Source organism: Pseudomonas tensinigenes, assembly GCF_014268445.2.
GTDB classification, from domain to species: Bacteria; Pseudomonadota; Gammaproteobacteria; order Pseudomonadales; family Pseudomonadaceae; genus Aquipseudomonas; species Aquipseudomonas tensinigenes.
In genome coordinates this window covers 1,753,555-1,778,420 of the sequence record NZ_CP077089.1, presented here as the reverse complement: position 1 = coordinate 1,778,420, position 24,866 = coordinate 1,753,555, and the positions used below count along the sequence as shown (strand labels likewise).

The following is a 24,866-nucleotide window of genomic DNA, read 5'->3' as shown; positions in this document are numbered from 1 at the left end:
TAAGCCGATGACCGATTCGACTCAACTGTTCCCACCGTTTACCGAAGAAATGCTCCCCGGTGGCGGCCACCGTTCCTTCGTGTTGAAGCGCGGCCAATTGCTGCGCCTGACCGATCTGCGCGGCGGCGCCAACGTCAGCCTGACCCTGCTCAACGCCAATGAAAAAACCGAGCGGCTGAACCTGCCCGACAGCCTCAAATGCCAACACACCGCCAAGCTGACCAGTGGCCATTGTCTGTACTCGGACATGGGCCGCGTGCTGGCCGCAATCACCGCCGACACCTGCGGCTGGAGCGACAGCCTCGGCGGTGTGCTCTGCGCTGAAGAGGTCGCAGAAAAGTACGGCCAGGGCCGCTATCAGGAACTGCGCAACGGCTTCTTCCGCAACGGCACCGACAACCTGCTGGTGGAGCTCGGCAAGTGGGGGCTGGGCCTGTCCGATCTGCTGATGACGCTCAACCTGTTCAGCCGCGTGAACGTCGATGAGGCCGGGCGTTTCCACTTCGTCGAGGGCAATTCCAAGGCCGGCGACTACATCGAACTGTACGCGCCGATGGACACGCTGGTGGTGCTCACCGCTCTGCAACATCCAATGGACCCGTCCCCCGAATACGTACCGAAACCACTGAAGCTGAGCTGGATGAACGCCGACGCCAGCGTTGCCGAACACTGCCGCACCTCGCGCCCGGAAAATGAGCGCGGCTTTATCAACACCGACCGTTTGTTCGCCTGAGGATCGCTGCCATGTCAGTTGCTATCGCCACTTCGCAAAAACAACCCGAGGCTGCGGTTTACCGCGCCACGATCCCGGCCGGTGAACCCTGGCTGATGGAGGTCAAGGCCGGCCAGACCCTGCGCATCCTCGACCTGGAAGGCAATCAGGCCATCGATACCTTGTTCTACAGCCTCGCCAATCCCAAGGAACGCTACGACGTGCAGCGCACCTTGCGTCGGCAGAACAGCGTCTACCTGAGCACCGGCAGCGTGCTCTATTCCAACCTCGGCCACGCGATGCTGACCATCGTCGCCGACACCTGCGGACGCCACGACACCCTCGGCGGTGCCTGCGCGCAAGAGAGCAACACCGTGCGCTATGCCCTGGAAAAGCGCTACATGCACAGCTGCCGCGACAACTACCTGCGCGCCTGCGTCCATGATGGGCGACTGAGCAAAGGCGACATCGGGCCGAACATCAATTTCTTCATGAATGTGCCGGTCACGGCGGATGGCGGGCTGACCTTCGAGGACGGGATTTCGGCGCCGGGCAAGTACGTTGATTTGCGTGCGGAGATGGATGTCATCGTGCTGATTTCCAACTGTCCGCAACTGAACAACCCGTGCAACGCCTATAACCCGACACCTGCGGAGCTGCTGGTATGGAACTGAAAATCAGTCGTTTGCGCCGTTGGTTGTTTGCCCTGTGCCAGGCGCGCTCCGGGCAGTGCCTGAAATCCCCCAGACACCCCTAAGCCCTGTGGGAGCGAGCCTGCTCGCGAATGCGGTGTGTCATTCAGCATTGATGCGGCTGATCCAACGCCTTCGCGAACAGGCTCGCTCCCACAAGGGATCTGAAGTGGTTTGGAAGACCTGTTTTTTTCATCCGGGACGGCCCGGATGTCTGTCGAAAAACGGCGGGACGGCCCGCTTCCCCTTCAGGGGTTATGCCATGTTCGAAAAAGTCCTCATTGCCAATCGTGGCGCGATCGCCTGCCGCATTCTGCGCACCCTTGCCTCACTGCAGGTCAAAGGTGTGGCCGTGTATTCCGAAGCCGACGCCGCCAGCCTGCACATCCTGCACGCCGACGAAGCCCACAGCCTCGGTGAAGGCGCCGCCGCCGGCACTTATCTGGCGGTCGACAAAATCCTCGCCATCGCCAAACAAAGCGGCGCCACGGCGATCCATCCCGGCTACGGATTTCTCTCGGAAAACGCCGCGTTCGCCGAAGCCTGCGAAGCACACGACATCGCTTTCATCGGTCCGACGCCGGAGCAACTTCGCGTGTTCGGCCTCAAACACACCGCCCGCGCCCTCGCCAAACAGCACGGCGTGCCCATGCTCGAAGGCACCGAACTGCTCGACAGCCTCGACGCTGCGCTGATTGCCGTTGAACAGGTCGGCTACCCGGTGATGCTGAAAAGCACCGCCGGCGGTGGCGGCATCGGCATGCGCGTGTGCCGTAGCGCCAGCGAACTGAGCGAGTCGTTCGAAGCGGTGAAACGCCTCGGTCAGAACAATTTCAGCGACGCCGGGGTGTTCATCGAAAAGTACATCCAGCGTGCCCGTCATCTGGAAGTGCAGGTGTTCGGTGACGGTCGCGGTGAGGTCATCGCCCTCGGCGTGCGCGACTGCTCAGTGCAGCGGCGCAATCAGAAAGTCCTCGAAGAAACCCCGGCGCCGAACCTGCCGGATGGCATGGCCGATGAGCTGTGCGCAGCGGCGATCAAACTGGCGAAAGCGGTGAACTACCGCAGCGCCGGCACGGTGGAATTCGTCTTCGACAGCGAGGCGCAGCGTTTCTATTTTCTTGAAGTGAACACGCGATTGCAGGTGGAGCATGGCGTCACTGAACAAGTCTGGGGCGTCGATCTGGTGCGCTGGATGGTCGAGTTAGCGGCCGGTGATCTGCCGCCGCTGAGCGAGCTCATACGTGGTTTGCAACCTGAAGGCCATGCGATTCAGGCACGGCTTTATGCAGAAGACCCGGGCCGCGATTTTCAGCCGAGCCCAGGCTTGCTGACGGCCGTGGAATTCCCGCCGGCCAACGGCATTCAACTGCGCATCGATACCTGGGTCGAGGCTGGCTGCGAGATCCCGCCGTATTTCGATCCAATGATTGCCAAAGTCATCACCTGGGCGCCGACCCGCGAACAGGCGCGAGCCGAGTTGCATCAAGCGTTGGGCGACAGTCTGTTGTACGGCGTCGAAACCAACCGCGATTACCTGCGGCAGATTCTCCTCGACACGCCGTTCGCCAGCGGCGAGCCGTGGACCCGTTGCCTGGAAGGTCTGGTCTATCGCGCCAACACCTTCGATGTGCTCAGCGCCGGCACGCAAACCAGCGTGCAGGACTATCCCGGTCGCCTCGGCTACTGGGCGGTCGGTGTACCGCCGTCGGGGCCGATGGACAGCCGCGCGTTGCGTCTGGGCAATCGTCTGCTTGGCAATGCTGAAGGCGCGGCGGCGCTGGAAATCACCATGAGCGGGCCTTTGCTGCGCTTCAACTGCGCAGCAGTGGTCGCGGTGACGGGGGCGCCGATTGCCTTGACGCTTGAAGGTGCAAGCGTGCCGATGAACACCGCGCTGCTGATCCCGGCGGGCGCAACGTTGCATCTGGGCAGCATCAGTGGCGCCGGGGCACGCAGTTATCTGTGCCTGCGCGGCGGCTTGCAGGTGCCGGATTATCTGGGCAGTAAAAGCACCTTCACGCTGGGTCAGTTTGGTGGGCATGGTGGTCGTGCGTTGCGCGCTGGGGATGTGTTGCATGTGCCTGCGCTGGCCGACCGTAGCAGCGGTCAACAACTGGCACTCCAGCACATTTTCGAGTTGCCGGCGGTGCGGCAGATTCGGGTGATTTACGGCCCGCACGCTGCGCCGGAATATTTCACCGAAAATTACATCGGCACTTTTTTTGAAACCCAGTGGGAAGTGCATTTCAACTCCAGCCGCACCGGTGTTCGCCTGATCGGGCCGAAGCCGGAATGGGTGCGCGCGGACGGTGGTGAAGCCGGGTTGCATCCGTCAAACATTCACGACAATCCGTATGCCATTGGTGCGGTGGATTTCACCGGTGACATGCCGGTGATCCTCGGCCCCGATGGCCCGAGCCTCGGCGGGTTTGTCTGCCCGGTGACGGTAATCGAGGCGGATCTGTGGCAACTGGGGCAGCTCAAGGCTGGCGATAAAATCCGGTTCATCCCCGTCAATCTAAAAACCGCTCGCGATCTCGCCCTGAAATGGGATGCCCCCTGTGGGAGCGAGCCTGCTCGCGAAGGCGATATTTCAGACACATCAGAATTGATTGACCCAGCGCATTCGCGAGCAGGCTCGCTCCCACAGGGTTTGATGTCACCTGTGGTGTTGGAGTTGGGTCAGGGGGATGTGCGGCTTGTCGCGCGGGTCTCCGGGGATACGCATTTGTTGTTGGAAATCGGCGAACCTGAGCTCAACCTCGTCCTGCGCTTCCGCGCCCATGCCCTCATGCAGGCACTGGAAAGCAAATCCCTGCACGGCGTGATCGACCTCACCCCCGGTATTCGCTCATTGCAAATCCACTACCAGCCCGAGCAACTGCCACTGGCCGATCTGCTCGGCATCATCGCCGGCGAGTGGGACACGGTGTGCGCGGCCAACGATCTGCAAGTGCCGTCACGCATCGTGCATTTGCCGTTGTCGTGGGACGACCCGGCCTGCCAATTGGCCATCGAAAAATACATGACCACCGTGCGCAAGGACGCGCCGTGGTGCCCGAGCAATCTGGAGTTCATTCGCCGCATCAACGACCTGCCGAACCTCGACGAAGTGCAGCGCACGGTGTTCGATGCGAGCTATCTGGTGATGGGGCTCGGCGATGTCTATCTCGGTGCACCGGTGGCCACGCCGCTGGATCCGCGCCATCGCCTGGTCACGACCAAATACAACCCGGCACGCACCTGGACGGCCGAAAACTCGGTGGGCATCGGCGGCGCCTACATGTGCGTGTACGGCATGGAAGGCCCCGGCGGTTATCAGTTTGTCGGGCGCACCTTGCAGATGTGGAATCGCTACCGCGAAGTCGCCGCGTTCGACGGTAAACCGTGGCTGCTGCGCTTCTTCGATCAGATTCGTTTCTACCCGGTCAGCGCCGAAGAACTGCTACGCATCCGCAGGGATTTTCCACTCGGGCGCTTCGATCTCAACATCGAACACAGCCAGCTCAACCTCGCCGATTATCAGGCTTTTCTCAATCGTGAAGCCGTAGGCATCAACGCCTTTCGTGCCCAGCAACAGGGCGCCTTCAATGCTGAGCGTGAACGCTGGATCGCCAGCGGTCAGGCGCATTTCGACAGCGAAGAAGCCGTGGCGCAAACCAGCGAAGATACGCCACTAGCCGACGGTGAACATAGCGTCGACAGCCACATTGCCGGCAATCTCTGGCAGGTGCAGGTCGAGGCCGGCAGCCGTGTCGCGGCGGGCGATGTGCTGGTGATTCTCGAGTCGATGAAGATGGAAATCCCGGTACTCGCGCCGATGGCCGGGGTGGTGCGCGAGATTCGCGTGCAACCCGGTTCAGCGGTGCGCGCCGGACAACGGGTCGTGGTGCTGGAACTCGACTGAAGCCAATTGGATAAGGATCAACTCATGAATCTGCAACTCGATGTACTGCGCCAGGCCTATCGCAATGGCGACACCACACCGCGCCAACTGCTGCTGAAACTGCGCGAGAAAGCTGCCGCGCTGAACCCGGATTATCACCTGTTCATCCACCTGCTCAGCGTCGCCGAACTGGAGCCCTATCTCGCCGCTCTCGACGGTCGCGAGCTCGATAGCCTGCCGCTGTACGGCGTGCCGTTTGCGATCAAGGACAATATCGATCTGGCCGGTATTCCCACCACGGCCGCGTGCCCGGACTTTGCTTATGTGCCGGAGCGCTCGGCGACCCTCGTCGAGCAGTTGATCACGTTGGGTGCGATTCCGTTGGGCAAGACCAATCTCGATCAATTTGCCACGGGGCTCAATGGCAGCCGCTCGCCGTATGGCGCGTGCCCCAACAGTGTGTTGACGGAGTATCCGTCCGGCGGTTCCAGCGCCGGTTCGTCGCTGGCGGTGGCGCTGGGTGTGGCAAGTTTTGCCTTGGGCACCGATACCGCAGGCTCCGGTCGGGTGCCGGCGGCGCTGAATAATCTGGTTGGATTGAAGGCGAGCAAAGGGCTGATCTCCACCGCCGGCGTGCTGCCGGCGTGTCGTACGCTCGACTGCGTGACGACGTTTACCGCGACGGCGCGTGAGGCCAGTCAGTTGCTTGCGCTGACCGCCAAGCTTGATCCGCGCGACGAATACAGCCGTCGCAATCCATCGTGGAATGACGGCTCGGCGTTTGGTGCGCCACGGGCATTTCGTTTCGGCGTGCCGCATGCGCAGGATCTTGAGTTTTTCGGCTGCGTCGAAGGCCCGCTGTTGTTTGGCGATGCCATCGACCGGCTCAAGGCCTTGGGTGGCGAAGCGGTCGAGCTGGACCTGTCACCATTCCTTGAAGCCGCGCGTTTGCTTTACGAGGGGCCGTGGGTCGCCGAGCGCTATAGCGTGGCGGGCGAGTTGATGGAACAGAATCCCGAAGCCGTTCTGCCGGTGATTCGCGCCGTGCTGGCCAAGGCCCCGGCGGTGAGCGGCGTGCAGACCTTCCGCGCGCAGTATCAGCTGCAAACCTTGAAGGCGCTGTGCGATCAGGCCCTCGAAGGCCTCGAATGCGTGCTCACACCGACCATTGGCCGCCCGGTGACGCTGGCCGAACTGCAAGCCGAACCGGTGCTGCGCAATTCAGAACTGGGTTACTACACCAACTTCATGAACCTGCTCGACTACGCCGCCGTCGCCGTGCCGAGCGGGTTTATGGCCAACGGTTTGCCGTGGGGCGTGACGCTGTTTGGCCGGGCGTTCACCGATCAATATTTGCTGAGTGTGGCCGATGCGCTGCAGCGTCAGCAGAACACGGCATTGCCAACGCCCGCGAACGTTGCACGCCATGATCGCGCACGCATCGTGGTGTGTGGCGCGCATCTGCAGGGGTTGGCACTGAACTGGCAACTGACCCAGCGGGGTGGGCGCTTGCTGGAGACGACGTTGAGCTCACCGGATTATCAACTGTATGCGTTGGCCGGCGGCCCGCCGCTGCGGCCGGGCATGGTGCGAGTGAAGGATGGCGGTGTGGCGATTGCGGTGGAGGTGTGGGAATTGCCGAGCAGTGAATTGGGCTCGTTCCTCACCGGGATTCCGGCACCGCTTGGATTGGGCAAGGTGCAACTGGCGGATGGGCGTTGGGAGAGCGGGTTTATTTGTGAGCCGTATGGACTGGAGGGTGCGCTGGACATCAGCCATTTGGGGGGCTGGCGGGCGTATCTTGAGACTCGGAACTGATCCGGAAACCAACCCTCACCCTAGCCCTCTCCCGGAGGGAGAGGGGACTGACCGAGGTGTTTTTAAGATAGTTGCCATTCGGTGATACCGAGCCGAACACAATTTTTGAAATCACCACAATTTAGACCCCTCTCCCGGAGGGCGAAGGGACTGACCGAGGTGTTTTTAAGATAGTTGCCATTCGGTGATGCCGAGCCGAACACAATTTTTGAAATCACCACAATTTAGCTCCCTCTCCCTCCGGGAGAGGGCTGGGGTGAGGGAGCGATCCTGCTGACACACCCTCAACGTCATATCCCCCGCCATTTCAGGCATAAATCCCGCAGTCTTTTCCCGGCCATCCCACTAGAATGCATGCCATCGGGCCACTGCCAACGGAACTGCCATGCCGCTTCGTTCTCCCCTGTACTCGCAACGCTCGCTGGTCCTGACGCTGATCGCCCTGCTCGGCGCCGGTTTCCTCGCCACGTCGTTACTCAGCTACTACGCCTCCCGCGCGTCGATCCGCGACAACATCGTCAACACCGAACTGCCGCTGACATCCGACACGGTCTACTCGGAAATCCAGAAAGACCTCGTCCGGCCGATCCTGATTTCCTCGATGATGTCCCGCGACACCTTCATGCGCGACTGGGTGGTCAATGGCGAGCAGAATCCCGAGCAAATGACCCGTTACCTCGACGAAGTCATGACCCATTACGGCGCCTACACCGCGTTCTTCGTCTCCAACAGCACGCACACCTACTACCACGCCAAAGGCGTGCTCAAGCAGGTCAAGGTCGACGAACCGCGCGACGCCTGGTACTTCCGTGTGCGCGACATGAAGGACCCGTATGAGATCAACGTCGACCCGGATCTGGCCAACAAGGACAACCTGACCTTCTTCATCAACTACAAGGTTTACGACTACCACAACCGTTTCATCGGTGCGGCGGGCGTCGGCCTGACCGTGGACGCGGTGATCAAGCTGATCGACAAATATCAACAGCGCTATCAACGCAGCGTGTACTTCGTCGACACCTTCGGCCGACTGGTGTTGACCGGCGCCGACGGCGGGCCTGAAGGCGCGCACATCGGCAAGAGTCTCGGCGAACTCGAAAGCATGAAAAGTCTGGTCAGCCAGTTGCCGAAACCCCACAGCGGCAGCTACGAATATTCCGCTCATGGGCAAGGGCATTTCCTCAACGTGAGGTTTATCCCGGAGCTGAACTGGTATCTGTTTGTTGATAAACGCGAAGATGGCGCGCTGAGTGAAATCCGTCAGTCTCTGTACCTGAATCTGCTGATCTGCCTGCTGGTGACGCTGATTGTGCTGGCGCTGCTCAACCGCGTGATCAAACGCTATCAAAGCAAAATCCAGGCTCAGGCCACCCTCGACAGCCTCACAGAACTGCCCAACCGCCGTGGCTTCGACATTCTCGCCGCACAAGCCCTGCACGAAGCCCAACGCGAAACCAAACCACTAACGGCGTTGCTGCTCGACCTCGATCACTTCAAAGTGTTGAACGACACTTACGGGCACATGGCCGGCGATCAGGTGCTGATCGGTTTTGCCCGCGACCTGCAAAGTTGCCTGCGCCATGCCGACATTGTCTGCCGCTGGGGCGGTGAGGAATTTATCGTTTTACTGAAGGACACCGACGGCGACACCGGTCAGAAAATTGCCGAGAAGATCCGCCAACACGTCGAACAACACGAATATGCCTACGACGGCCATCGCCTCAATCTGACAGTGAGCATCGGCGCCACCACTCTGCAACGCGATGACACCTTGCACAGCCTGCTGTCACGGGCCGATCATGCGATGTACCGGGCCAAACACACCGGCCGCAACCGCACCTGCGTGGAAATGCCTCACTCGACTTATGCCTGATTCCGACGTTAAACCCGACCATTGCCCGGCCTGCGGCGCCCGCAACGACTGCAGCCTCGCCGACCCGCGCACCGCCGACCGCGAATGCTGGTGCTATGGCGTGAGCATCGATCCGGCCGTGCTTGAAGCGCTGCCGCCAGAACTGCGCAACCAATCCTGCCTGTGCCCGCGTTGCGCGCAGGTCGAGGCGCAACTGCAAGCGGCCAAGCGGCCGATCCCGTAAGATGCGCCCCCCCCCCACTCACTGAAACCTGAACATGCGCGTCGACCGTTTCCTCAGCAACCTGCCCCGCTACAACCGTCAGCAGGTTCGTCTGTTGCTGGTGGAAAAGCGCGTGCGGATTGACGGAAAAGTCGTCAGCGATCCGCACAGCGAAGTGCTGGAATTCAGCCGTGTCGAAGTCGATGACGAAGTGCTACAAGTCGGCAAAGCGGCGCGCTACTTCATGCTGCACAAGCCGCCGGGCTGCGTCAGCGCCACCCGCGATCCGCAACATCCGACCGTGCTCGACCTGATCGATGAGCCGGACAAGGACGATCTGCACATCGCCGGACGCCTGGACTTCAACACCACCGGCCTGATGCTGATCACCAACGACGGCGCATGGTCGCGACGCCTGACCCAGCCGCAGACCAAACTGCCAAAGGTCTACTACGTCGAGACCGAGCAGGAGATTGGCGCGCAATATGCGAGCACTTTTGCCGAGGGCATCTACTTCGCCTTCGAAGACCTGACCACGCAGCCGGCGCAACTGGAGCTGCTCGGGCCACGGTCGGCGCGGTTGAGCATCGTCGAGGGCCGCTATCATCAGGTGAAGCGCATGTTTGGTTTCTTCAACAACAAAGTCCTGCGCCTGCACCGCGAATCCATGGGTCTTCTGCATCTCGATAACGCGCTAAAACCGGGCGAGTACCGCGCTTTGCGCACCGAAGAGATCCATTTGTTCTAAGCCGGCGACCGCTCAGCAGAAGTTGTCGAACAATTTACCAACGGCACTTGCGCGATCCCGACTCCCCTGCTTGAATCAGGACGTCGGCCAGATTGTGACCGATGAGTCACAACATACATCCAAGAAACTTTTTGCCGGTAGAGAGCCTTCAAGGCTCCGCCTCAGCCGGCAGACTGCCCGCCAATAACAATACCCGTCGACCGCAGTCATGGATCGACATGGGCCAAGCAAATTCCAGGCGTATGCCTACCTGTCACAAAGCTCGTGCAATCTCTATTTGCGCGCATACCCGCTTGCTTGCCAGGAGTCTTATGACATGAGGCCAGAAATCGCTGTGCTGGATATACAGGGTCAGTATCGGGTTTACACGGAGTTCTATCGCGCAGACGCCGCAGAAAAGACCATCATCCTGGTCAACGGCTCGATGGCCACGACTGCGTCGTTTGCACAGACTGTGAAAAACCTGCACCCGCAATTCAACGTGGTCTGCTACGACCAGCCCTACGCGGGCCGGTCAAAAGCCCATAACCGCCACGAGAAACATCTGACGAAGGACGTCGAAGGACAGATTCTGCTGGAGCTGATCGACCACTTCGCCGCCGAACACGTGCTGTCGTTCTCCTGGGGCGGCGCCGCGACCCTGGTCGCCCTCGCCCACCAGCCACGGCGCATTGAACGGGCCGTGATCAGCTCGTTCTCGCCAGTGATCAACGCGCACATGCTCGATTACCTCGAACGCGGCGTCGACTACCTCGGCCAGCGCGATGGCGACCGCGTCGGCCATCTGGTCAACAGCACCATCGGTAAACACCTGCCGTCGTTGTTCAAACGCTTCAACTATCGCCACGTCAGCAGCCTCGCCGAGCACGAATACGGGCAGATGCACTTCCACATCAGCGACGTGTTGCACAGTGATCGGCAGTGCTATCTGAACGCAGCGAAAAAGATCAACGTGCCAGTGCTGTTTCTAAACGGCGAATGGGACGAATACACCGCAGCCGAAGACGCGCGCCTGTTTGGCAATCATGTGGCGCAGAGCACGTTCACCACGCTGCAAGCCACCGGGCACTTCCTCGACATGGAACACAAGGCCGCGTGCCGCGATAGCCAGAATGCCCTGCTCGGCTTTCTGAAACCGGCGCAGCAGACCAGCCGAACGCGTTACTCGTTTGTTCAGGATCAACATGCATTGGCTATTTGAAAGAGTGTCGTTGCGAGCGAGGCTGTGGGGTTGAGATTTTGCTTTTCTGACCGAAGTGCTCGCCCGCGATTGACCGTTTTCAGTGATTTAAAGCGTTCATGAGTAAAAGAAAAACTTCAAATCCGTGGCCGAGTCTGGTACAAAGTCAGCCGCTCTGAGCGGGTATAGTTTAATGGTAGAACAGTAGCTTCCCAAGCTTCCGACGAGGGTTCGATTCCCTCTACCCGCTCCACTCAATTTTTGTCTCACGTTGTTTTTTGACGGGGGATGCAGGAACAGCAAAAACCGGCCTATAGGGCCGGTTTTTTTGTGGCTGGGATTTGAGGTTGGTAAAAGGGGAGTACGCAAGCCCATTCGCAGACTTCATCCGTAATGCGAAATCCCACGAAAAAAAGCGCGTTTACCGTGAAGTGCTGACCGCAGCTACCAAGAAGCAGAATGAGGTGATGCTGGCTGCATGTAACAAGCATTCGGCGGTTGGCGCAGATTCAATGCGCAGGCTAAGCGACGTGATGACTTCAGGGGATTTCTCCCGTTGTGATCAGATTCAAGAATTGCTCTGAGTTGATGATAAAAGCTCCAGCCTCAAGCGCCTTGGAAACTTTGGTTGGCCCCGCATTTTCGCCATAACAAAGAAACGTCAGCGTCTTGCCTGCCGTACTCATGACCTTCAACCCATATTCCACTGCTTTTTGCTCAAGCTCAGCCCGTTGTGCAGCTGCGAACCCAGTGAAAAGAATTTGATTGATCCTACCCGGTGACATTTTCGGATGAGGCGTTTGCGAAGCGGCTTCTGAAGCAACGAGCGCCGGTGGCTTTCGATCGTGCTGAAGCCTCGGAGAAGGAGGAGCGGCCTCGTTTAAGAGCAGCTCAGCCCCAAGCAATACTTCGATGATGCGATCCTTGCGATAGGTTTTAGGAAAGGTATCGCTGACAGATCGTCCTTGAATGTAAGCCGAATTTTCTGACCATTGAATCAACTCTCGCTGACTTAAATCGCCCTTTGCATCTCTATAGCTGAATTTTAGAGTCGACATCCGTTTCACTCCCTTCTGACGATCACATGGCCAAATTCCATGCATTACTACGCGGCTTTATCGAGAGGTGACTTCCTTTCAACAGGCTCGTTGAATGTCCATGACCTTCGCCCATTAGAGTCAACGTTAGCAGCCCGAGAGTGACGTCAGAAAAAGATGTGTTCCATTATTTTGCAGCGAAAGACCGCCACATGAACATGAGCAAAACCCGGTAACACACCCACCTCGCCATCGCGTCTGCCTTACCTAGACTGCGGTAAGCGACCCCGCCCGTCAGTAGAGGACGACCGACCGGTGGTTATAGTGTTGATCACTTTAACTCAATGGGTATAGTACCCACCAAGCACACCACAGGGAGGTGTTGTGAATAGCCGTTTTTTAATCGGCCAACTCGTCGCAGACGGTTGGTATCTGGTACGGATCAAAGGAAGTCACCATCACTTCAAGCATCCGACCAAACTAGGACTGGTCACCGTGCCACATCCGAAAAAGGATCTGCTGAAGAAAACGGCCATCAGTATTTTGCAGCAGGCGCTGCTTTGACCCTCTGAGTCAGTTGCGCCATGGAGGACAACGAATATGCTCTACCCGATTGCGATTTCAATTGGCGATGACCAACACGCCTGGGGTGTAGAAGTCCCGGACATTCCTGGATGCTTTTCCGCCGGAGAGGATCTGGACGATGCCGTCGCCATGGCCCGCGAAGCCATCGAAGGTCATTTCGAGATTCTCGCGGACGACGACGCCCCCATTCCAGCGGCCAGCAAACTGAGCCTGCACGTAGCCAACCCGAAATACGCCGGTTGTGCATGGGCCGTGGTGGATATCGATGTGCTCAAGTACTTGGGCAAAGCCCAAAAGCTCAACATCACCCTGCCGGGGCACTTGCTCAACCGCATTGACGAGTATGTGTTGCATCACCCGGAAGAGAAAAGCCGCTCGGGCTTTCTGGCGTCGGCGGCTCTGAAAGTTTTGCAGCAGGGTTGAACCTTGGCGCATCAACCCGTGCTGGCCTATCCTACCCATTAAACCTAATTACATTTTCTTGTGAGTTAAATGATATTTTTAGGTTTAATCCACAGTATATTGTGTACTGACAATCAAAACTGAACGCCGACGGTACACACGACATGCTGGATTTAAGCCTCACGACCGCGAGCGAGATCGTCAAACGGATTTGCCAACGCCTGCGCACAGAGCGATTGGCCTTGGAGATGACACAAGCAGACGTGGCCGCTCGCGCGGGCATTGCGACGAATACGGTGTCAAACCTTGAAGCCGGTCGTAATGTGAGTTTCGACAACATGGTGCGAGTGGCGATGGTTCTCGGACGCGAAAAGGAGCTCGAAGGGTTGTTTCTGCCAAGGCTCGAAACTCTTGACGATATGATTCGCTACGAAAAGACGGCCAAGCGTCATCGCATCAAAAGGAAAGCCGACAATGCTTGAACAAGTTGACGTCTACTACGCGGGCTGGGGTGAACGTTGGCGGTGGGGCACACTTGCTACAACGAAAGCCCTGACCGGTCGCCCGCAGGTCATGTTTGAGTACAGCGATGAGGCAAAAAACAGAGGGCTGGAACTCTCCTCCTTGAGGCTTCCATTACAGGGAGCCAGGTTAAACCGGGATTTCCCGTCACATCAGTTGGGACTGCCTGGGCCGGTTTATGACTCGCTGCCGGATGGCTGGGGCATGTTACTGATGGACCGATTGTTCAAACGTCGAGGCCTCAACCCCGCGCGAATAGGCCCTTTGGAGCGGCTAGCCTACATTGGCAACAATGCCATGGGGGCCATGTCGTTTGAACCTGTTGCACCCGAGGCGCTGGAACCGCAAATGCATGTTCCCATCGAGTTGCTCGCGTCCGAAGTGCAGGAGGTACTCAAAGGTAAAGGTGGAGAGCTTCTCCAGAAGCTGCTACTGATCGGAGGCTCTCCACAGGGCGCCCGACCCAAAGCGCTGGTATATCGCGATCCGCACACTGACGCCTTTACTACGGCTGCCACTCCCGGTTTCGAAGCCTGGTTGGTGAAGTTTCCGGCTCAGCAAGAACATCCCGAGGTGTGCGCCATCGAAATGGTCTACGCCGAATGTTTACGCTTGTGCGGTATCCAGACTCCTGACACTCGTTATTTCAGCCTGTCTGAGGGAATGGCCGCTTTTGCCACCAAACGCTTTGACCGACAAAACGACTTGCGGGTGCCCATGCAGAGTCTTGCAGCCTTTACCGGTGCGGATTTCAGATCCCCCGGGGCGCTGGACTACGTCAACTTCCTGCGTGCGACTCATAAGTGCAGCAATGACGTACGAGAGAAAGCCGCAGCGTTTGAGCGGGTCGTCTTCAATGTCGCATTCAACAACCGAGACGACCATCCGAAGAACTTTGCTTACATCATGTCGCCTGGCGGAGACTGGAAATTAGCGCCGGCCTATGACGTCACGTTCTGCGAGGGGCCGGGAGGCTATCACCAGATGGACGTGATGGGTGAAGCCTTGGAAATTGGAAGAGAAAACCTGCTCAACCTTGCAGTGGAGGCTGAAGTAAACGCCGCTACGGCCGCCGACATCATTGACAGATTTTGCGAGGTAGCTAGCCGATTCTCAGCCGTGGCTGAAAGTTTGTATCCGGGTGTGATCACCCAGGAAACCTTGCGCACCATTCAACAACGCATCGACCAAAACATCGGGCTACTTGCCTGAATTCTTGCTGCCAGTTAGCAGTCTCGAGAAACCGGCGCTAATTCGCCGGTTTCTTTGGCTTATTAAAGCGATCGGGTTAACCCGCCGGCACAACCTTATCCAGTGCCTGATTCACCGCCAATTCGCCCAACATGACCACCTGTGCAATGCCGAGCGCTGTCTTGCGGTGTGAGGTATCCAGCAGCGCGGCGAAGTTGTTGAGCATGGTGGTGGCCGAGCCGAGTGTTTCGCTGGCGTTGGCCAGCAGGGATTCGGTGTCGTATTTAGGGTTGGCGAGATACATCGGTTCGGGTTCGCGGGTGGAACCCATAATTCTGGCCGTGGGGCTGAGATAGTGGTCGAGGGCGCGTTCGGCGGCTTCGTGGAATTTCTTTGAATTGGGTGATTCGTAGGGGGATGCCGGATCGGTTTCCGGCGGATTTGGCGTAACTTTGAACATTTGGTGTATTCCAAAATAGGGCTACGACCATTCCGCTGCTACACGAAAGGGTGGCGGCTGTACGCAAGTTAGCAGACCGGGCGAATCCACCAAAATCCCGGCGCACCCGAGGGTGCCATGCGCACAGCCACCATTAAGCACAGGAGAACCTGGCTAAATGACGCTCGTACGATTTGGTGGAAACGCGTGGCTGCTAAACCCGATCACTGGAAATCAGTGACGCGAACCAAGTTACCGACCGCCCCCCAGGCGCACAAGCCGGCGGATTCTGGCGTAGCGGTAGGCAACGGCGCAAGGATTTGTAGGCTTCAGGACGTAACACCGAACACTTATAAACACTGGCCACCGAATGCGTTTAAGCAGCCAAAAACCTTGCAGCATTTTCTGACATTACAGATCCACAACACTCCATCGATTTTCACCGTCCTCTCGACCGACTAGCATTTCCATATCAGCCACCACCCTCCCCTGCGCGGCCATCGACGAATACGCGCCATCACTTTCGAGGGATTCCAATCGCGGCCACTTTGCCGCTGACGATCGAACTCAAAAGAGCACTTCACCATGACGCAAAACATTTACGACGATCCCGAATTCTTCCAGGGCTACAGCCAGATGAACCGCTCAATCGGTGGCCTCGACGCGGCGCCGGAGTGGCCGGCGCTCAAGGCGCTGTTGCCTTCCATGCACGGCCTGAACGTGGTGGATCTGGGCTGCGGTTATGGCTGGTTCAGCCGTTGGGCCATTGAGAATGGCGCGGCCAGTGTCTTGGGGCTGGATGTCTCGGAGAAGATGCTGGAGCGGGCTCGGGAGACCACGACGGCGGCGAACATTCGTTATGAGCGCGCCGATCTGGAACAGCTCGACTTGCCCGCCTGCAGTTTTGATCTGGCTTACAGTTCACTGGCGCTGCATTACATCAAGGATCTGCCGGGGCTGTTTGCGCACCTGTATGCGGCACTGAAACCGGGTTCGCACTTTGTGTTTTCCATTGAGCATCCAATCTTTATGGCGCCGCGTAATCCGGGTTGGCTGGTGGATAGTGAAGGCAACAAGCGTTGGCCGTTGGACAGCTATCAGTTGGAGGGTGAGCGGGTTACGAACTGGTTGGCTGAAGGCGTGATCAAGCAGCATCGTACGGTTGGGACATTGCTCAATTCGCTGATCGATGCGGGGTTCTCGATTCGACGTGTCAATGAATGGGGGCCGAGCGATGCTGAAGTGGCGGCGCAACCGGCGCTGGCAGAAGAGCGGGAGCGGCCGATGATGATGTTGGTGGCGGTGCAGCGCTGAACCCTCACCCTAACCCTCTCCCAAAGGGAGAGGGGACTGACCGAGTTGTTCTCTAGGGTTACGCCGACCTGAAATATCGAGCTGAACTCAGGTTTTTGAAGCAACGGCCATCGGCTCCCTCTCCCTCGGGAGAGGGCTGGGGTGAGGGGTCCGTCCGAAAGCGCACCAAAAATCTCCAGCCGAAAAACAGGCCCAATTTATTTCAACGCGTCGCGACGATAAATAACCGTGGAAACGGCAACAGCACCGAACCATCCGCCAGCGCCGGATAAGCCTTCCCGACCTCCGCCAGATATTGCTCCAGGTACTGCGCCTTTTCCGCCTCGGTCAGCGGATTCAAAAACGGAATCAACCCGCTACCCTTGAACCACTCCACCACCCCCGCCGCCCCGCCTGACAGTTGATGGTGATAGGTCGTACGCCACACATCGACCTGCGCACAGTGTGGTCGCAGCATCGAGAAATAATCACTGGCGCTGGCCATGTCGGTACGCTGCCCCGCAGCGCCGGAAAGCTTGCTCGCCCACGGACCATTCGCGGCGACTTCACGCATCAAGCGGTGTGAGGGTTCATTGAGGTTATCCGGCATCTGGATCGCCAGACTGCCACCCGCCGACAGCTTGCTGGCCAAAGTCGGCAACAACGTCGCGTGATCCGGCACCCACTGCAATACGGCATTAGCGAAGATCACATCAAACGGCCCTGCATCGGCCCACTTATCAATCTCGGCGACAGCGAAGCGCAGATCCGGCAAGCGCTTGCGAGCCGCGTCGATCATGTCTGCCGAGCTGTCCAGCCCACTGACCTTCGCCCCAAGAAAACGCTGCACCAGCAACTCAGTCGAGTTACCGGGACCACAACCGATATCGACCACTGTTCGCGCTTCAGGCGTGGGAATCGCCGCCAGCAGATCGCGGGCCGGGCGGGTGCGTTCATCTTCGAAAGCGACGTATTGTTTGGCGGACCAACTCATTGCGTTCTCCTGTCGGGGCATTCCAGCGATTCGTCACGATACAGCGATCTGGCGCGCCTGCCTCTCCTACCAACGTCCGGTGACGTCAGCGGATTTGTAATTAGAATTTTCCACCAGCCGCAGATGTCTGAATTTCAAGACTCTTCCCAATAAGGAACACGGCTATGAAATTCGCAAAAATCTCCCAGAAGCTCGCGATGGTGGCCGGTAGTCCCAAGACCTTCATGGGCGCGTTGATCTTGATCGGGTTGTGGGGTTTGAGCGGGCCGATCTTTGATTACAACGACACCTGGCAACTGATCATCAACACCTCGACCACGATCATCACCTTCCTGATGGTGTTCCTGATCCAGAACACGCAGAACCGCGATACCGATATTCTCCATTTGAAAATCGATGAATTGCTCTTGGTGACCAAAGAGGCGCAGAACGCGATGCTTGGGCTGGAGGCGCTGGATCTGAAACAGTTGGAGGCGTTGCGCAGGCACTACCGCTCGTTGGGCGAGGGTGAGGTGTTTAACCTAGAGGGGCTGGGCGAGAAGAGCAAGTCGAAGCAGGATTTGAATGAGTGCTGAGGGTTTAAAATCAAAAGATCGCAGCCTTCGGCAGCTCCTACATAAACAGGTGTAGGAGCTGCCGGAGGCTGCGATCTTTTAACCTTGATTAGCGGCTAGCCTGTAAGGCGCGAGCCTTCTCCAGATGGCTTTGCAGTTTCGGCAATGTCTCGTCGGCAAACGCTTTAATCTCCGGCACGTCGGTGGTCTGCGCTTGCTGCTGAATCTGCTCGATGGCCTCTTCAGTGGCTTTGACCTGACTGGCGGCATAGGCCTGATCGAAGGAGGCGCCGTCGGTCACTTGCGGCATCAATTCCTTGGCCTTGTCGGCCAGTTCTTCACGCGGCGCAACGGGCAGGTCGAGCTTCTTGGCGATTTTCGCCAAGTGCTGGTTGGCCGTCGTGCGGTCGTTGATGACGACGATGGTGTAGTCCTTGACCTCTTTCGATTCGGCCTTGCTGTGAGCCAGACGACTGGCCTCGATGTCGGCCATGCCTTTGGCCGAGGCATCGTTGATGAAATCGGCGGGCGACTGGGCAAAAGCACTGCTGGCACACAGACCCAACAGTGATGCAAAACTCATGTTGCGTATACGGGTGGCCATTCGGCTCATGGTCGCGCCCTCCTTACTTGCAAAATTCAAGCGGGAGCTTACGCCCCCGCCTCTCAATCAAAACTACCTTCACCGACTACTTCGATTTCTGAGCGGGCTTGCGGCCCATGTCTGGTTTTGGCTCTTTGTCGACGGTCGTTGTGGTGGTTTTCCCACCTTTGCGACCTGCTTCAGAGGCCTTGGTTCGATCGTTGGCGAAGTTTCCCGAGTTCGAGTTTCTTGAATTAGGCATGATTCTCTACCTCTTGGTAATGATCGTGGCGAGCAGGTGCCCGCCTAGATTGAGAATTTTCTGGCCGGCAAAGGTTTAGAAAAGTTGCAGTCGCTGCGACGAACGGCGGCCCCAAATCAGCTATTGAGCGCGTGATGGTTTAAGCGTTTGGCGGCGTACATCGCCTGATCGGCATGGCGGAACAGTTGCTGTTCTTCACTGCCGTGCTCTGGATAGCGGGCAACGCCGATGCTTGGTTCGATGTGCAGGTTGTGGCCATCGAGACGCATCGGTTGCACCAGTACCTGTCGGATTTTTTCCGCCACGCCGTCAGCATCTTCCGAGACCTGAACGCTGTGCAGCAGCACGACAAATTCATCGCCGCCAATTCGGGCCACCGTGTCGGTTTCGCGCACGCAGCCCTTGAGGCGGTTGGCCACGGTTTGCAGGAGCATGTCGCCGACGGCGTGACCAAAGGTGTCGTTGACCTGTTTGAAGCGATCCAGGTCGACATACAACAAGGCCATGTGCCCTGATTGCTCGCGAGCGCCGGCCAACGCAGCCTTCAAGCGATCGCGCAGCAATTCACGATTGGGCAGCTGCGTGAGTTGATCGTACTGCGCCATGCGCCGCAGGCGGGCGTGCAATTGCTGGCGCTCGATGGCCGTGGCGACCTGGGCGCAAACGTATTGCAGCAGTTCCTTGTCTTGCTCGGTGTAGCGCTCGCCGCCGGGCAGACTTTTGACGATCAAGGCACCGATGGTGCCGTTCTTCGAGTTCAACGGCACGCCAAGCCAGCATGGCGAGTTCTGCTCCGCCACCAGCGCGGCGAAATCCGCCGGGGAATCTGCACTGTCTGGCGTCAGAAGAATCGGCTGTCCGCTACGGATAACTTCCGCACACAGACGTCCAGTGACGGTGCCCGGTCGTTCGGGCTGCAATTCGTCATCGTCGACGTGATAGGGGAAATTCAGTTGTGCGCAGTGCTCATCGTACAGCGCCACGGAGAAATTCATCGCCGGCAGCCATTCGCCGATAATCAGGTGGATACGTTTGAACAGCGCCAGCAAATCTTCCGCCGCATGGGCCGCTTCGGATATCGCATAGAGCGCAGCCTGGCGCGATTCGGCTCGTTTGCGCTCGGTGATGTCGCGCGCCACGGCGATGCGCAGTTGGTCGACTTCCGACCAGCGCGCCGACCAGAGGATGTGCACGACGCTGCCATCCTTGCGCAGATAACGGTTTTCGAAGTTGAGCTTGGGTTCGCCGCCCATGATTTCGTTGGCGGCGGCGAGGGTGCGCTGACGATCCGCCGGGTGCACCAGTTCGATCATTTGTCGGCCGATCAATTCTTCAGGCGAATAGCCGAAAACACGCTCACAAGCGGCACTGACAAAAACGAAGCGACCCTGCTTGTCGACTGCGCAAACGGCGTCCAGCAACAGATCGATAAAACTCGCCAACGGCGCGGAATTTCGGCTTTCCATGGTTCAGCGTGGGTGTCCGGGCAATGCAGCACTGATCAACCATCCCTGACCTTTTGATTGCGCATCCCTGCACACACTTTCAAGCCTTGTTCGGCATCAGTCCCGGCAGCGCATGCACCAGCGCGTTGATGGCGAAACCGATAAACATCACGCCACACAGGCGGGTGATCAACAATTCGTGACGCTGATACAGCGTGCGCACGCGCTGCGCGCCGACCACGCCAATCAGGATAGCGTAGGCCAGCAAGCCGCCGAGGAAACTCAGGGCAATCAGCGCCGGCAGCATCGACCAGTTGAGCAGTTCGGCGCGGCTCGACAGGAGCGCGGTGAAGGTCGCGACCGCCACCGGGTAGGCCTTGGGATTGGTCAAGCCAAACAGAATGCCGTGCCAGAACGGCTTGCGCGCCGCGCCTTGCGGTTCGTCACCGTTACGACGCTGGGCCCGCACCGCGCGCCAGCCGAGCCAGAACAGGTACAAGGCGCTGAGCACACCGAGCACATCAAACGCGGTGCTGCCGATTTCCCGGGCACCGACAATCGCGATCAGCGCCGTGCTGCACCAGACCACATCGCCGAGCAGATGCCCGCAAAGAAACCCCGCCCCGGCCCGCCGCCCATGGGCTGCGCCGATGCCGAACACCGCCAGCACGCCCGGCCCGGGCGTAATCCCGTAAATGAAACCCGAGGCCAGCACGGCCATTAGCAACGATGGAGTCATGGAAAACCTGCAAGCGCCAGAACACGTGGCCGCCAGTCTATAACAGACAAATGTGTCTGATCATGACTCGTCGTAAAAACGCATGCCGGCGTACGGTTTTTGCCGACACGCTGCCAGCCGTGAAGCGAGATCGCCGACATGGGCTTCGAGCTTGTGGCCATCGGGATCAAGGAAGTAGAACGATGCACCTTCGCTGCGGTTGTCGCGCCACTCCTGCACATTCGCCGCTTTTAGCTTTGCTACGAACGTTGAGAAATCGGCTGCATTGAGGCTGAAAGCGTAGTGGGTGTAATCGGTGCACGGTTCACTCGATCGCAGCGGATCAAGCGACAAACACAACCACAACCCTGGCAGCGACAAGTAGGCACCGGCATCCCACGTGGCTTCGACGCGCAACTGCAGCACATCGCGATAGAACGCCAGACTGCGATTCAAATCGCTGACCGCGAGGGTCAGGTGGTTGAGGCCGGTGAGCATCGGGTCAGTAACCTCTGAGGTCTTCAGGGACGATGTATTGCTGGCCGTCGTAGGTCAGGGTGATCTGTTTTTGCTTCAGGCGGGTGGTATTGGAAACGCACTCTTTACCCGATTGAGTGTTTTTCATTTTGTTGCCGCTGGTGGTAACGATCAAATCGGCCAGACCATGATGGCTGGAAGGACCGATCTCGACGGTTCGGCGAATCGTCTTTGTGTAGCCTTCGCAATCATTCATGAACTCACCGTTGCTCTTGGCAACCACCAAACCCTCCAGCACCGGGCGCAACTCGTTGCCTTCGCGAACGTACAGCGCCAGATCGGTTTTCTCGTAGGGAATGGCGTGGGAACTGTGCGCGAACTTTGAACGCAGACCGAAAGCCCGAACCTCCGGCGCCAGTCGATAACGGGCGGTGTCGATGCGCAGATCCTCAAAGCGCACGGCATCGGAGTTGTAAGCCCCCGGTTTACGGTAAGTGGCAATGGGGTTGTAAGTGCTGGCGTTGATGATCGACAGATCCAGATCGAACACCCCGGCATCATCGTCGCCGGCGTCGGCAAGATAGGTGGATTTGACCGCGATCGCCTGATTCTGCACGGCGGGCCAGATTTTGCAGCGCGACAGGGATTTGCCGTCGAAGTCTTTGGTCTGGCAGGCGGCCTGGGCTTGAGCGGCCATTGTAAAAAGGCCCATCGCGATGAAAGAGCCCAGCAATGTAGTACGCGAGAACATTATTCTTCCTTGAGTAAAAGACATCGGTCTTAGAAGCCTTTGAAATCTTCAGGCATTACGTAGTTTTTGCCGTCATAGCGAAGTGTCGTCAAGACTGGTTTTTGCGTGACGGTATTGGATACACACGCCTCGCCTTCGCCCTCGCCAACGGTCGAGCTACGGATCGTTTTGATCATCAGATCGGCAAAGCCATGGCTGCTGGTCTTGGCCAAAGCTACGGTTCGCGTAGTCTCGTAGCGCTCTCCTGCACAATTGCCATCCCACTCCCCACCATATTCATAAACCACCAGCCGATTCATGACAGGACGCAATGCGTTGCCGTCTTTCACATAAAGCGACAACCAGGTTTCATCCACAGGATTCACGCGGGAAGACCCTTTAAACCGCACTCGCACACCAAAAGCCTGCAACTGAGGTGAGAGTTTATAGCGGGCAGTATCGAATTTCAGTTCATCAAGCGCGATGGCATCCACGGAGAATGCGGAGGGCTGATAAAAGCTCGCTAACGGCTGCGAGTCTGCGCTCGCCACCAAGGCCAAACGCAGATCGTAAAGCCCTACAGTCCCTGACTCGCCATACACCGGATCGGGCGAGAAATTGGCAGCAGCGGTGAGCGTCAGCCCGGGATACGCCGGCCAGTCCTTGCAGAGGGAAAAATCCATCTCATGCGCCGTGGGCGCCGGCGTGCAATCGGCCAATGCCTGCCCCGCCAGCAACCACCCGCACAATGCCGCACACCCGATCCAGCCAGACTTCACTGTCACTTCCCGCTCCTTGAGCACTTTTCAGCCGCGCACTATCCCCTGCTGTATCGGCCCTTTCAACCGAATCATCAGTAAACCAAAGTGCATTTCCCGCTTGGTAGCGAGAAGTCGTTGACGGCGTTGCGGGCGTTGGGGCGATGTTGGCGATGTTGGCGATGTTGGCGATTGCCAGGGTGGTGTTGATTCGTGTGTTTGAGAAGAATGGGGTGGCTGTTAACTGATGGAACCAATCCGTGATTTATCAGTGTCTGGAAGTCAGTCTTCGCGAGCAGGCTCGCTCCCACAGGAATCGCGTTTCTTCAGTTGAAATGCAATCAAATGTGGGAGCGAGCCTGCTCGCGAAGGCGTCATTGCAGGCACCGCAAATCTCAGAACTTATCGAGCGTGCGCAGTTTCTGCGGCAACCCCCACAGCAACAGTGCCGCAGCGATCAGCGCCGCTACGCCAATCACGTATAGCGCCGGGGTGGTGCTGCCGGTCAGATCCTTGATCCGCCCGACCATCACCGGGCTGACAATCCCGCCGAATTGCCCCAGGGTGTTGATCACCGCAATCCCGCCCGCCGCACCAGCGCCAGCCCCGGCCAACAACTTCGGTGGCAAGGTCCAGAAGCTCGGAATCGAAGCGATAATCCCGGCGCCCAGCAAGCCCAGGGCGACGATCAGAAACGTCGTGTGGCTGGCGAAAATCCCCGCACTGAAAAAGCCGATCGCGCCGACGATCACCAGCCCGGCGACAAATTTGCGCCGCTCACCGGTCGCGTCTGACAAACGCCCGATCACCACCATGCTGATCGCCCCGCAAATGTACGGAATGGCCGTCAGCAGACCGATCATCACCGGGCTCTCGGTACCGGCGCTGCGGATCAATTGCGGCGCCCAGAAATTCAAACCGTAAGACGCCACCTGGATCAGAAAGTAGATCAGCCCCAAGGTCAGAAAACCGGGAATCTTCAGCGCTGCAAGCAACGAACCGCCGCTCTTGTGCGGCTCATGTTGGGCGATTCGACTGGAGAGCAACTTCTTCTCGTCCGCAGTCAGCCAGTGTGCATCCTCGATGCGATCCTTGAGCTGCGTCAGCACCAGAAAACCGAGGCCGATGCACGGCACGCCGCCGAGCAGAAACAGCCAGTGCCAGCCGCGCATTTCCAGCACGCCGTCGAGGTGTTCCAGCACCAGACCGGAGAATGGCGCGCCGACCAGCCCGGCAAATGCCGAAGCGAGAAACAGCATCGAGGTAATGCGACCACGGAAATGCTGCGGGAACCACAGCGTCAGGTAATACAGCACGCCTGGGGCAAACCCGGCTTCCATCGCGCCGATGACAAAGCGCAGCGCGTAGAACTGCCATTCACTGTTGACGAACACCATCGCCGCCGTCGCCACGCCCCACGACATCATGATCCGCGCGATCCAGCGGCGTGCGCCGACCTTGTAGAGCATCATGTTGCTCGGCACTTCGAACAGCACGTAACCGACCACGAACAGCCCAGCGCCGAGGCCGTACGCGGTGTCGCTCAGGCTCAAATCGGTCTGCAACTGGAACTTGGCGAAGCTGATGTTGATGCGGTCGAAAAAGGCGAACAGGTAGCAGACCATGATCAGCGGCATCAGGCGCCAGGCGACTTTGCTGACCAGGGTTTTTTCGGCGTCGTGATCGACGGACGGACTTGCGCCCGCCTCCATTACATTGAGGCTCATGGCTTTTCTCCAGACGGACTGCCGGTGGGCGTCCG

At 58.5% G+C, this 24,866-nt stretch carries 25 protein-coding genes and 1 tRNA gene; 15 read left to right on the top strand and 11 right to left on the bottom strand.

Going from position 1 to position 24,866, the window contains the following annotated elements:
* The first annotated feature begins 7 nt into the window (after positions 1 to 7).
* The 9 genes from HU718_RS07870 (at position 8) to HU718_RS07830 (ending at position 11,367) form a co-directional block, all read left to right on the top strand.
* Positions 8 to 733 carry an urea amidolyase associated protein UAAP1 gene (locus tag HU718_RS07870; RefSeq protein ID WP_186612776.1) on the top strand — a complete coding sequence of 242 codons (726 nt, stop codon included), beginning with the start codon at positions 8 to 10 and terminating at the stop codon, positions 731 to 733.
* Positions 734 to 744: 11 nt separating this feature from the next.
* The gene (locus HU718_RS07865) at positions 745 to 1,386 is read left to right on the top strand and encodes an urea amidolyase associated protein UAAP2 (protein ID WP_150730336.1); all 642 of its coding nucleotides are present in this window, start codon (positions 745 to 747) and stop codon (positions 1,384 to 1,386) included.
* A 280-nt stretch (positions 1,387 to 1,666) separates the two neighbouring features.
* The gene (gene uca, locus HU718_RS07860) at positions 1,667 to 5,314 is read left to right on the top strand and encodes an urea carboxylase (protein WP_186612667.1); all 3,648 of its coding nucleotides are present in this window, start codon (positions 1,667 to 1,669) and stop codon (positions 5,312 to 5,314) included.
* Positions 5,315 to 5,338: 24 nt separating this feature from the next.
* Positions 5,339 to 7,111, top strand: coding sequence for an allophanate hydrolase (gene atzF, locus HU718_RS07855; protein ID WP_186612664.1), 1,773 nt, complete (start codon positions 5,339 to 5,341; stop codon positions 7,109 to 7,111).
* A 385-nt stretch (positions 7,112 to 7,496) separates the two neighbouring features.
* The gene (locus HU718_RS07850) at positions 7,497 to 8,984 is read left to right on the top strand and encodes a sensor domain-containing diguanylate cyclase (RefSeq protein WP_186612662.1); all 1,488 of its coding nucleotides are present in this window, start codon (positions 7,497 to 7,499) and stop codon (positions 8,982 to 8,984) included.
* On the top strand, positions 8,977 to 9,207 hold the full coding sequence (locus HU718_RS07845) for a cysteine-rich CWC family protein (protein ID WP_064119704.1): 231 nt from the start codon (positions 8,977 to 8,979) through the stop codon (positions 9,205 to 9,207). Before HU718_RS07850 ends, HU718_RS07845 begins: the two co-directional genes overlap by 8 nt.
* Positions 9,208 to 9,241: 34 nt before the next feature.
* Complete coding sequence (locus HU718_RS07840; RefSeq protein WP_038358303.1) at positions 9,242 to 9,934, top strand: pseudouridine synthase; 693 nt, start codon at positions 9,242 to 9,244, stop codon at positions 9,932 to 9,934.
* Between the two features lie 316 nt (positions 9,935 to 10,250).
* Entirely contained in the window at positions 10,251 to 11,135 is an 885-nt protein-coding gene (locus HU718_RS07835; RefSeq protein WP_007911470.1) for an alpha/beta fold hydrolase, read from the top strand.
* Positions 11,136 to 11,293: 158 nt separating this feature from the next.
* Positions 11,294 to 11,367, top strand: a tRNA-Gly gene (locus HU718_RS07830).
* 286 nt (positions 11,368 to 11,653) lie between these two features.
* Here the strand turns inward: HU718_RS07830 and HU718_RS07825 are convergent.
* The gene (locus HU718_RS07825; protein ID WP_110720088.1) at positions 11,654 to 12,172 is read right to left on the bottom strand and encodes a BRCT domain-containing protein; all 519 of its coding nucleotides are present in this window, start codon (positions 12,170 to 12,172) and stop codon (positions 11,654 to 11,656) included.
* Positions 12,173 to 12,535: 363 nt separating this feature from the next.
* Here HU718_RS07825 and HU718_RS07820 point away from each other — a divergent pair, with 363 nt between their 5' ends.
* The 4 genes from HU718_RS07820 to HU718_RS07805 all read left to right on the top strand — a co-directional run bounded on the left by HU718_RS07820 (position 12,536) and on the right by HU718_RS07805 (position 14,872).
* Entirely contained in the window at positions 12,536 to 12,715 is a 180-nt protein-coding gene (locus HU718_RS07820; RefSeq protein WP_186612660.1) for a type II toxin-antitoxin system HicA family toxin, read from the top strand.
* 36 nt (positions 12,716 to 12,751) lie between these two features.
* Positions 12,752 to 13,159, top strand: coding sequence for a type II toxin-antitoxin system HicB family antitoxin (locus HU718_RS07815; protein ID WP_102900240.1), 408 nt, complete (start codon positions 12,752 to 12,754; stop codon positions 13,157 to 13,159).
* A 143-nt stretch (positions 13,160 to 13,302) separates the two neighbouring features.
* Complete coding sequence (locus tag HU718_RS07810) at positions 13,303 to 13,620, top strand: helix-turn-helix domain-containing protein (RefSeq protein ID WP_102900239.1); 318 nt, start codon at positions 13,303 to 13,305, stop codon at positions 13,618 to 13,620.
* The gene (locus tag HU718_RS07805) at positions 13,613 to 14,872 is read left to right on the top strand and encodes a type II toxin-antitoxin system HipA family toxin (protein WP_186612658.1); all 1,260 of its coding nucleotides are present in this window, start codon (positions 13,613 to 13,615) and stop codon (positions 14,870 to 14,872) included. Before HU718_RS07810 ends, HU718_RS07805 begins: the two co-directional genes overlap by 8 nt.
* A 76-nt stretch (positions 14,873 to 14,948) precedes the next feature.
* Here HU718_RS07805 and HU718_RS07800 read toward each other — a convergent pair whose 3' ends face one another.
* A complete protein-coding gene (locus HU718_RS07800; protein ID WP_186612656.1) occupies positions 14,949 to 15,311 on the bottom strand; it encodes a DUF6124 family protein in 363 nt (120 codons plus the stop codon).
* Positions 15,312 to 15,875: 564 nt separating this feature from the next.
* On the opposite strand from HU718_RS07800, the gene HU718_RS07795 reads away from it, so the two are divergent.
* On the top strand, positions 15,876 to 16,604 hold the full coding sequence (locus HU718_RS07795) for a class I SAM-dependent methyltransferase (RefSeq protein WP_186612654.1): 729 nt from the start codon (positions 15,876 to 15,878) through the stop codon (positions 16,602 to 16,604).
* Between the two features lie 202 nt (positions 16,605 to 16,806).
* On the opposite strand, the gene tam is transcribed toward HU718_RS07795, so the two are convergent.
* On the bottom strand, positions 16,807 to 17,577 hold the full coding sequence (gene tam, locus HU718_RS07790; protein WP_186612652.1) for a trans-aconitate 2-methyltransferase: 771 nt from the start codon (positions 17,575 to 17,577) through the stop codon (positions 16,807 to 16,809).
* Between the two features lie 164 nt (positions 17,578 to 17,741).
* Between tam and HU718_RS07785 the strand changes: the two genes are divergently transcribed.
* Entirely contained in the window at positions 17,742 to 18,152 is a 411-nt protein-coding gene (locus tag HU718_RS07785) for a low affinity iron permease family protein (RefSeq protein ID WP_007911483.1), read from the top strand.
* Between the two features lie 88 nt (positions 18,153 to 18,240).
* Here HU718_RS07785 and HU718_RS07780 read toward each other — a convergent pair whose 3' ends face one another.
* The 8 genes from HU718_RS07780 to HU718_RS07745 form a co-directional block, all read right to left on the bottom strand.
* Positions 18,241 to 18,744, bottom strand: a complete 504-nt coding sequence (locus HU718_RS07780) for a DUF4142 domain-containing protein (RefSeq protein ID WP_150706193.1) — start codon at positions 18,742 to 18,744, stop codon at positions 18,241 to 18,243.
* Between the two features lie 76 nt (positions 18,745 to 18,820).
* Positions 18,821 to 18,976, bottom strand: a complete 156-nt coding sequence (locus tag HU718_RS07775; protein WP_007911485.1) for a KGG domain-containing protein — start codon at positions 18,974 to 18,976, stop codon at positions 18,821 to 18,823.
* 116 nt (positions 18,977 to 19,092) lie between these two features.
* Positions 19,093 to 20,442: a sensor domain-containing protein gene (locus HU718_RS07770; protein WP_186612650.1), complete on the bottom strand. Its 1,350-nt coding sequence runs from the start codon at positions 20,440 to 20,442 to the stop codon at positions 19,093 to 19,095.
* A gap of 79 nt (positions 20,443 to 20,521) precedes the next feature.
* Positions 20,522 to 21,160, bottom strand: coding sequence for a LysE family translocator (locus HU718_RS07765; protein WP_186612648.1), 639 nt, complete (start codon positions 21,158 to 21,160; stop codon positions 20,522 to 20,524).
* A gap of 60 nt (positions 21,161 to 21,220) precedes the next feature.
* Positions 21,221 to 21,637 (bottom strand): fosfomycin resistance glutathione transferase, encoded by a 417-nt coding sequence (gene fos / locus HU718_RS07760; RefSeq protein WP_186612646.1) that lies wholly within the window; start codon positions 21,635 to 21,637, stop codon positions 21,221 to 21,223.
* A 4-nt stretch (positions 21,638 to 21,641) separates the two neighbouring features.
* Positions 21,642 to 22,367 carry a PA3715 family protein gene (locus HU718_RS07755; protein ID WP_186612644.1) on the bottom strand — a complete coding sequence of 242 codons (726 nt, stop codon included), beginning with the start codon at positions 22,365 to 22,367 and terminating at the stop codon, positions 21,642 to 21,644.
* Positions 22,368 to 22,396: 29 nt separating this feature from the next.
* Positions 22,397 to 23,131, bottom strand: coding sequence for a PA3715 family protein (locus HU718_RS07750; RefSeq protein WP_186612642.1), 735 nt, complete (start codon positions 23,129 to 23,131; stop codon positions 22,397 to 22,399).
* Between the two features lie 368 nt (positions 23,132 to 23,499).
* Complete coding sequence (locus HU718_RS07745) at positions 23,500 to 24,831, bottom strand: MFS transporter (RefSeq protein WP_186612641.1); 1,332 nt, start codon at positions 24,829 to 24,831, stop codon at positions 23,500 to 23,502.
* Positions 24,832 to 24,866 lie beyond the last annotated feature (35 nt).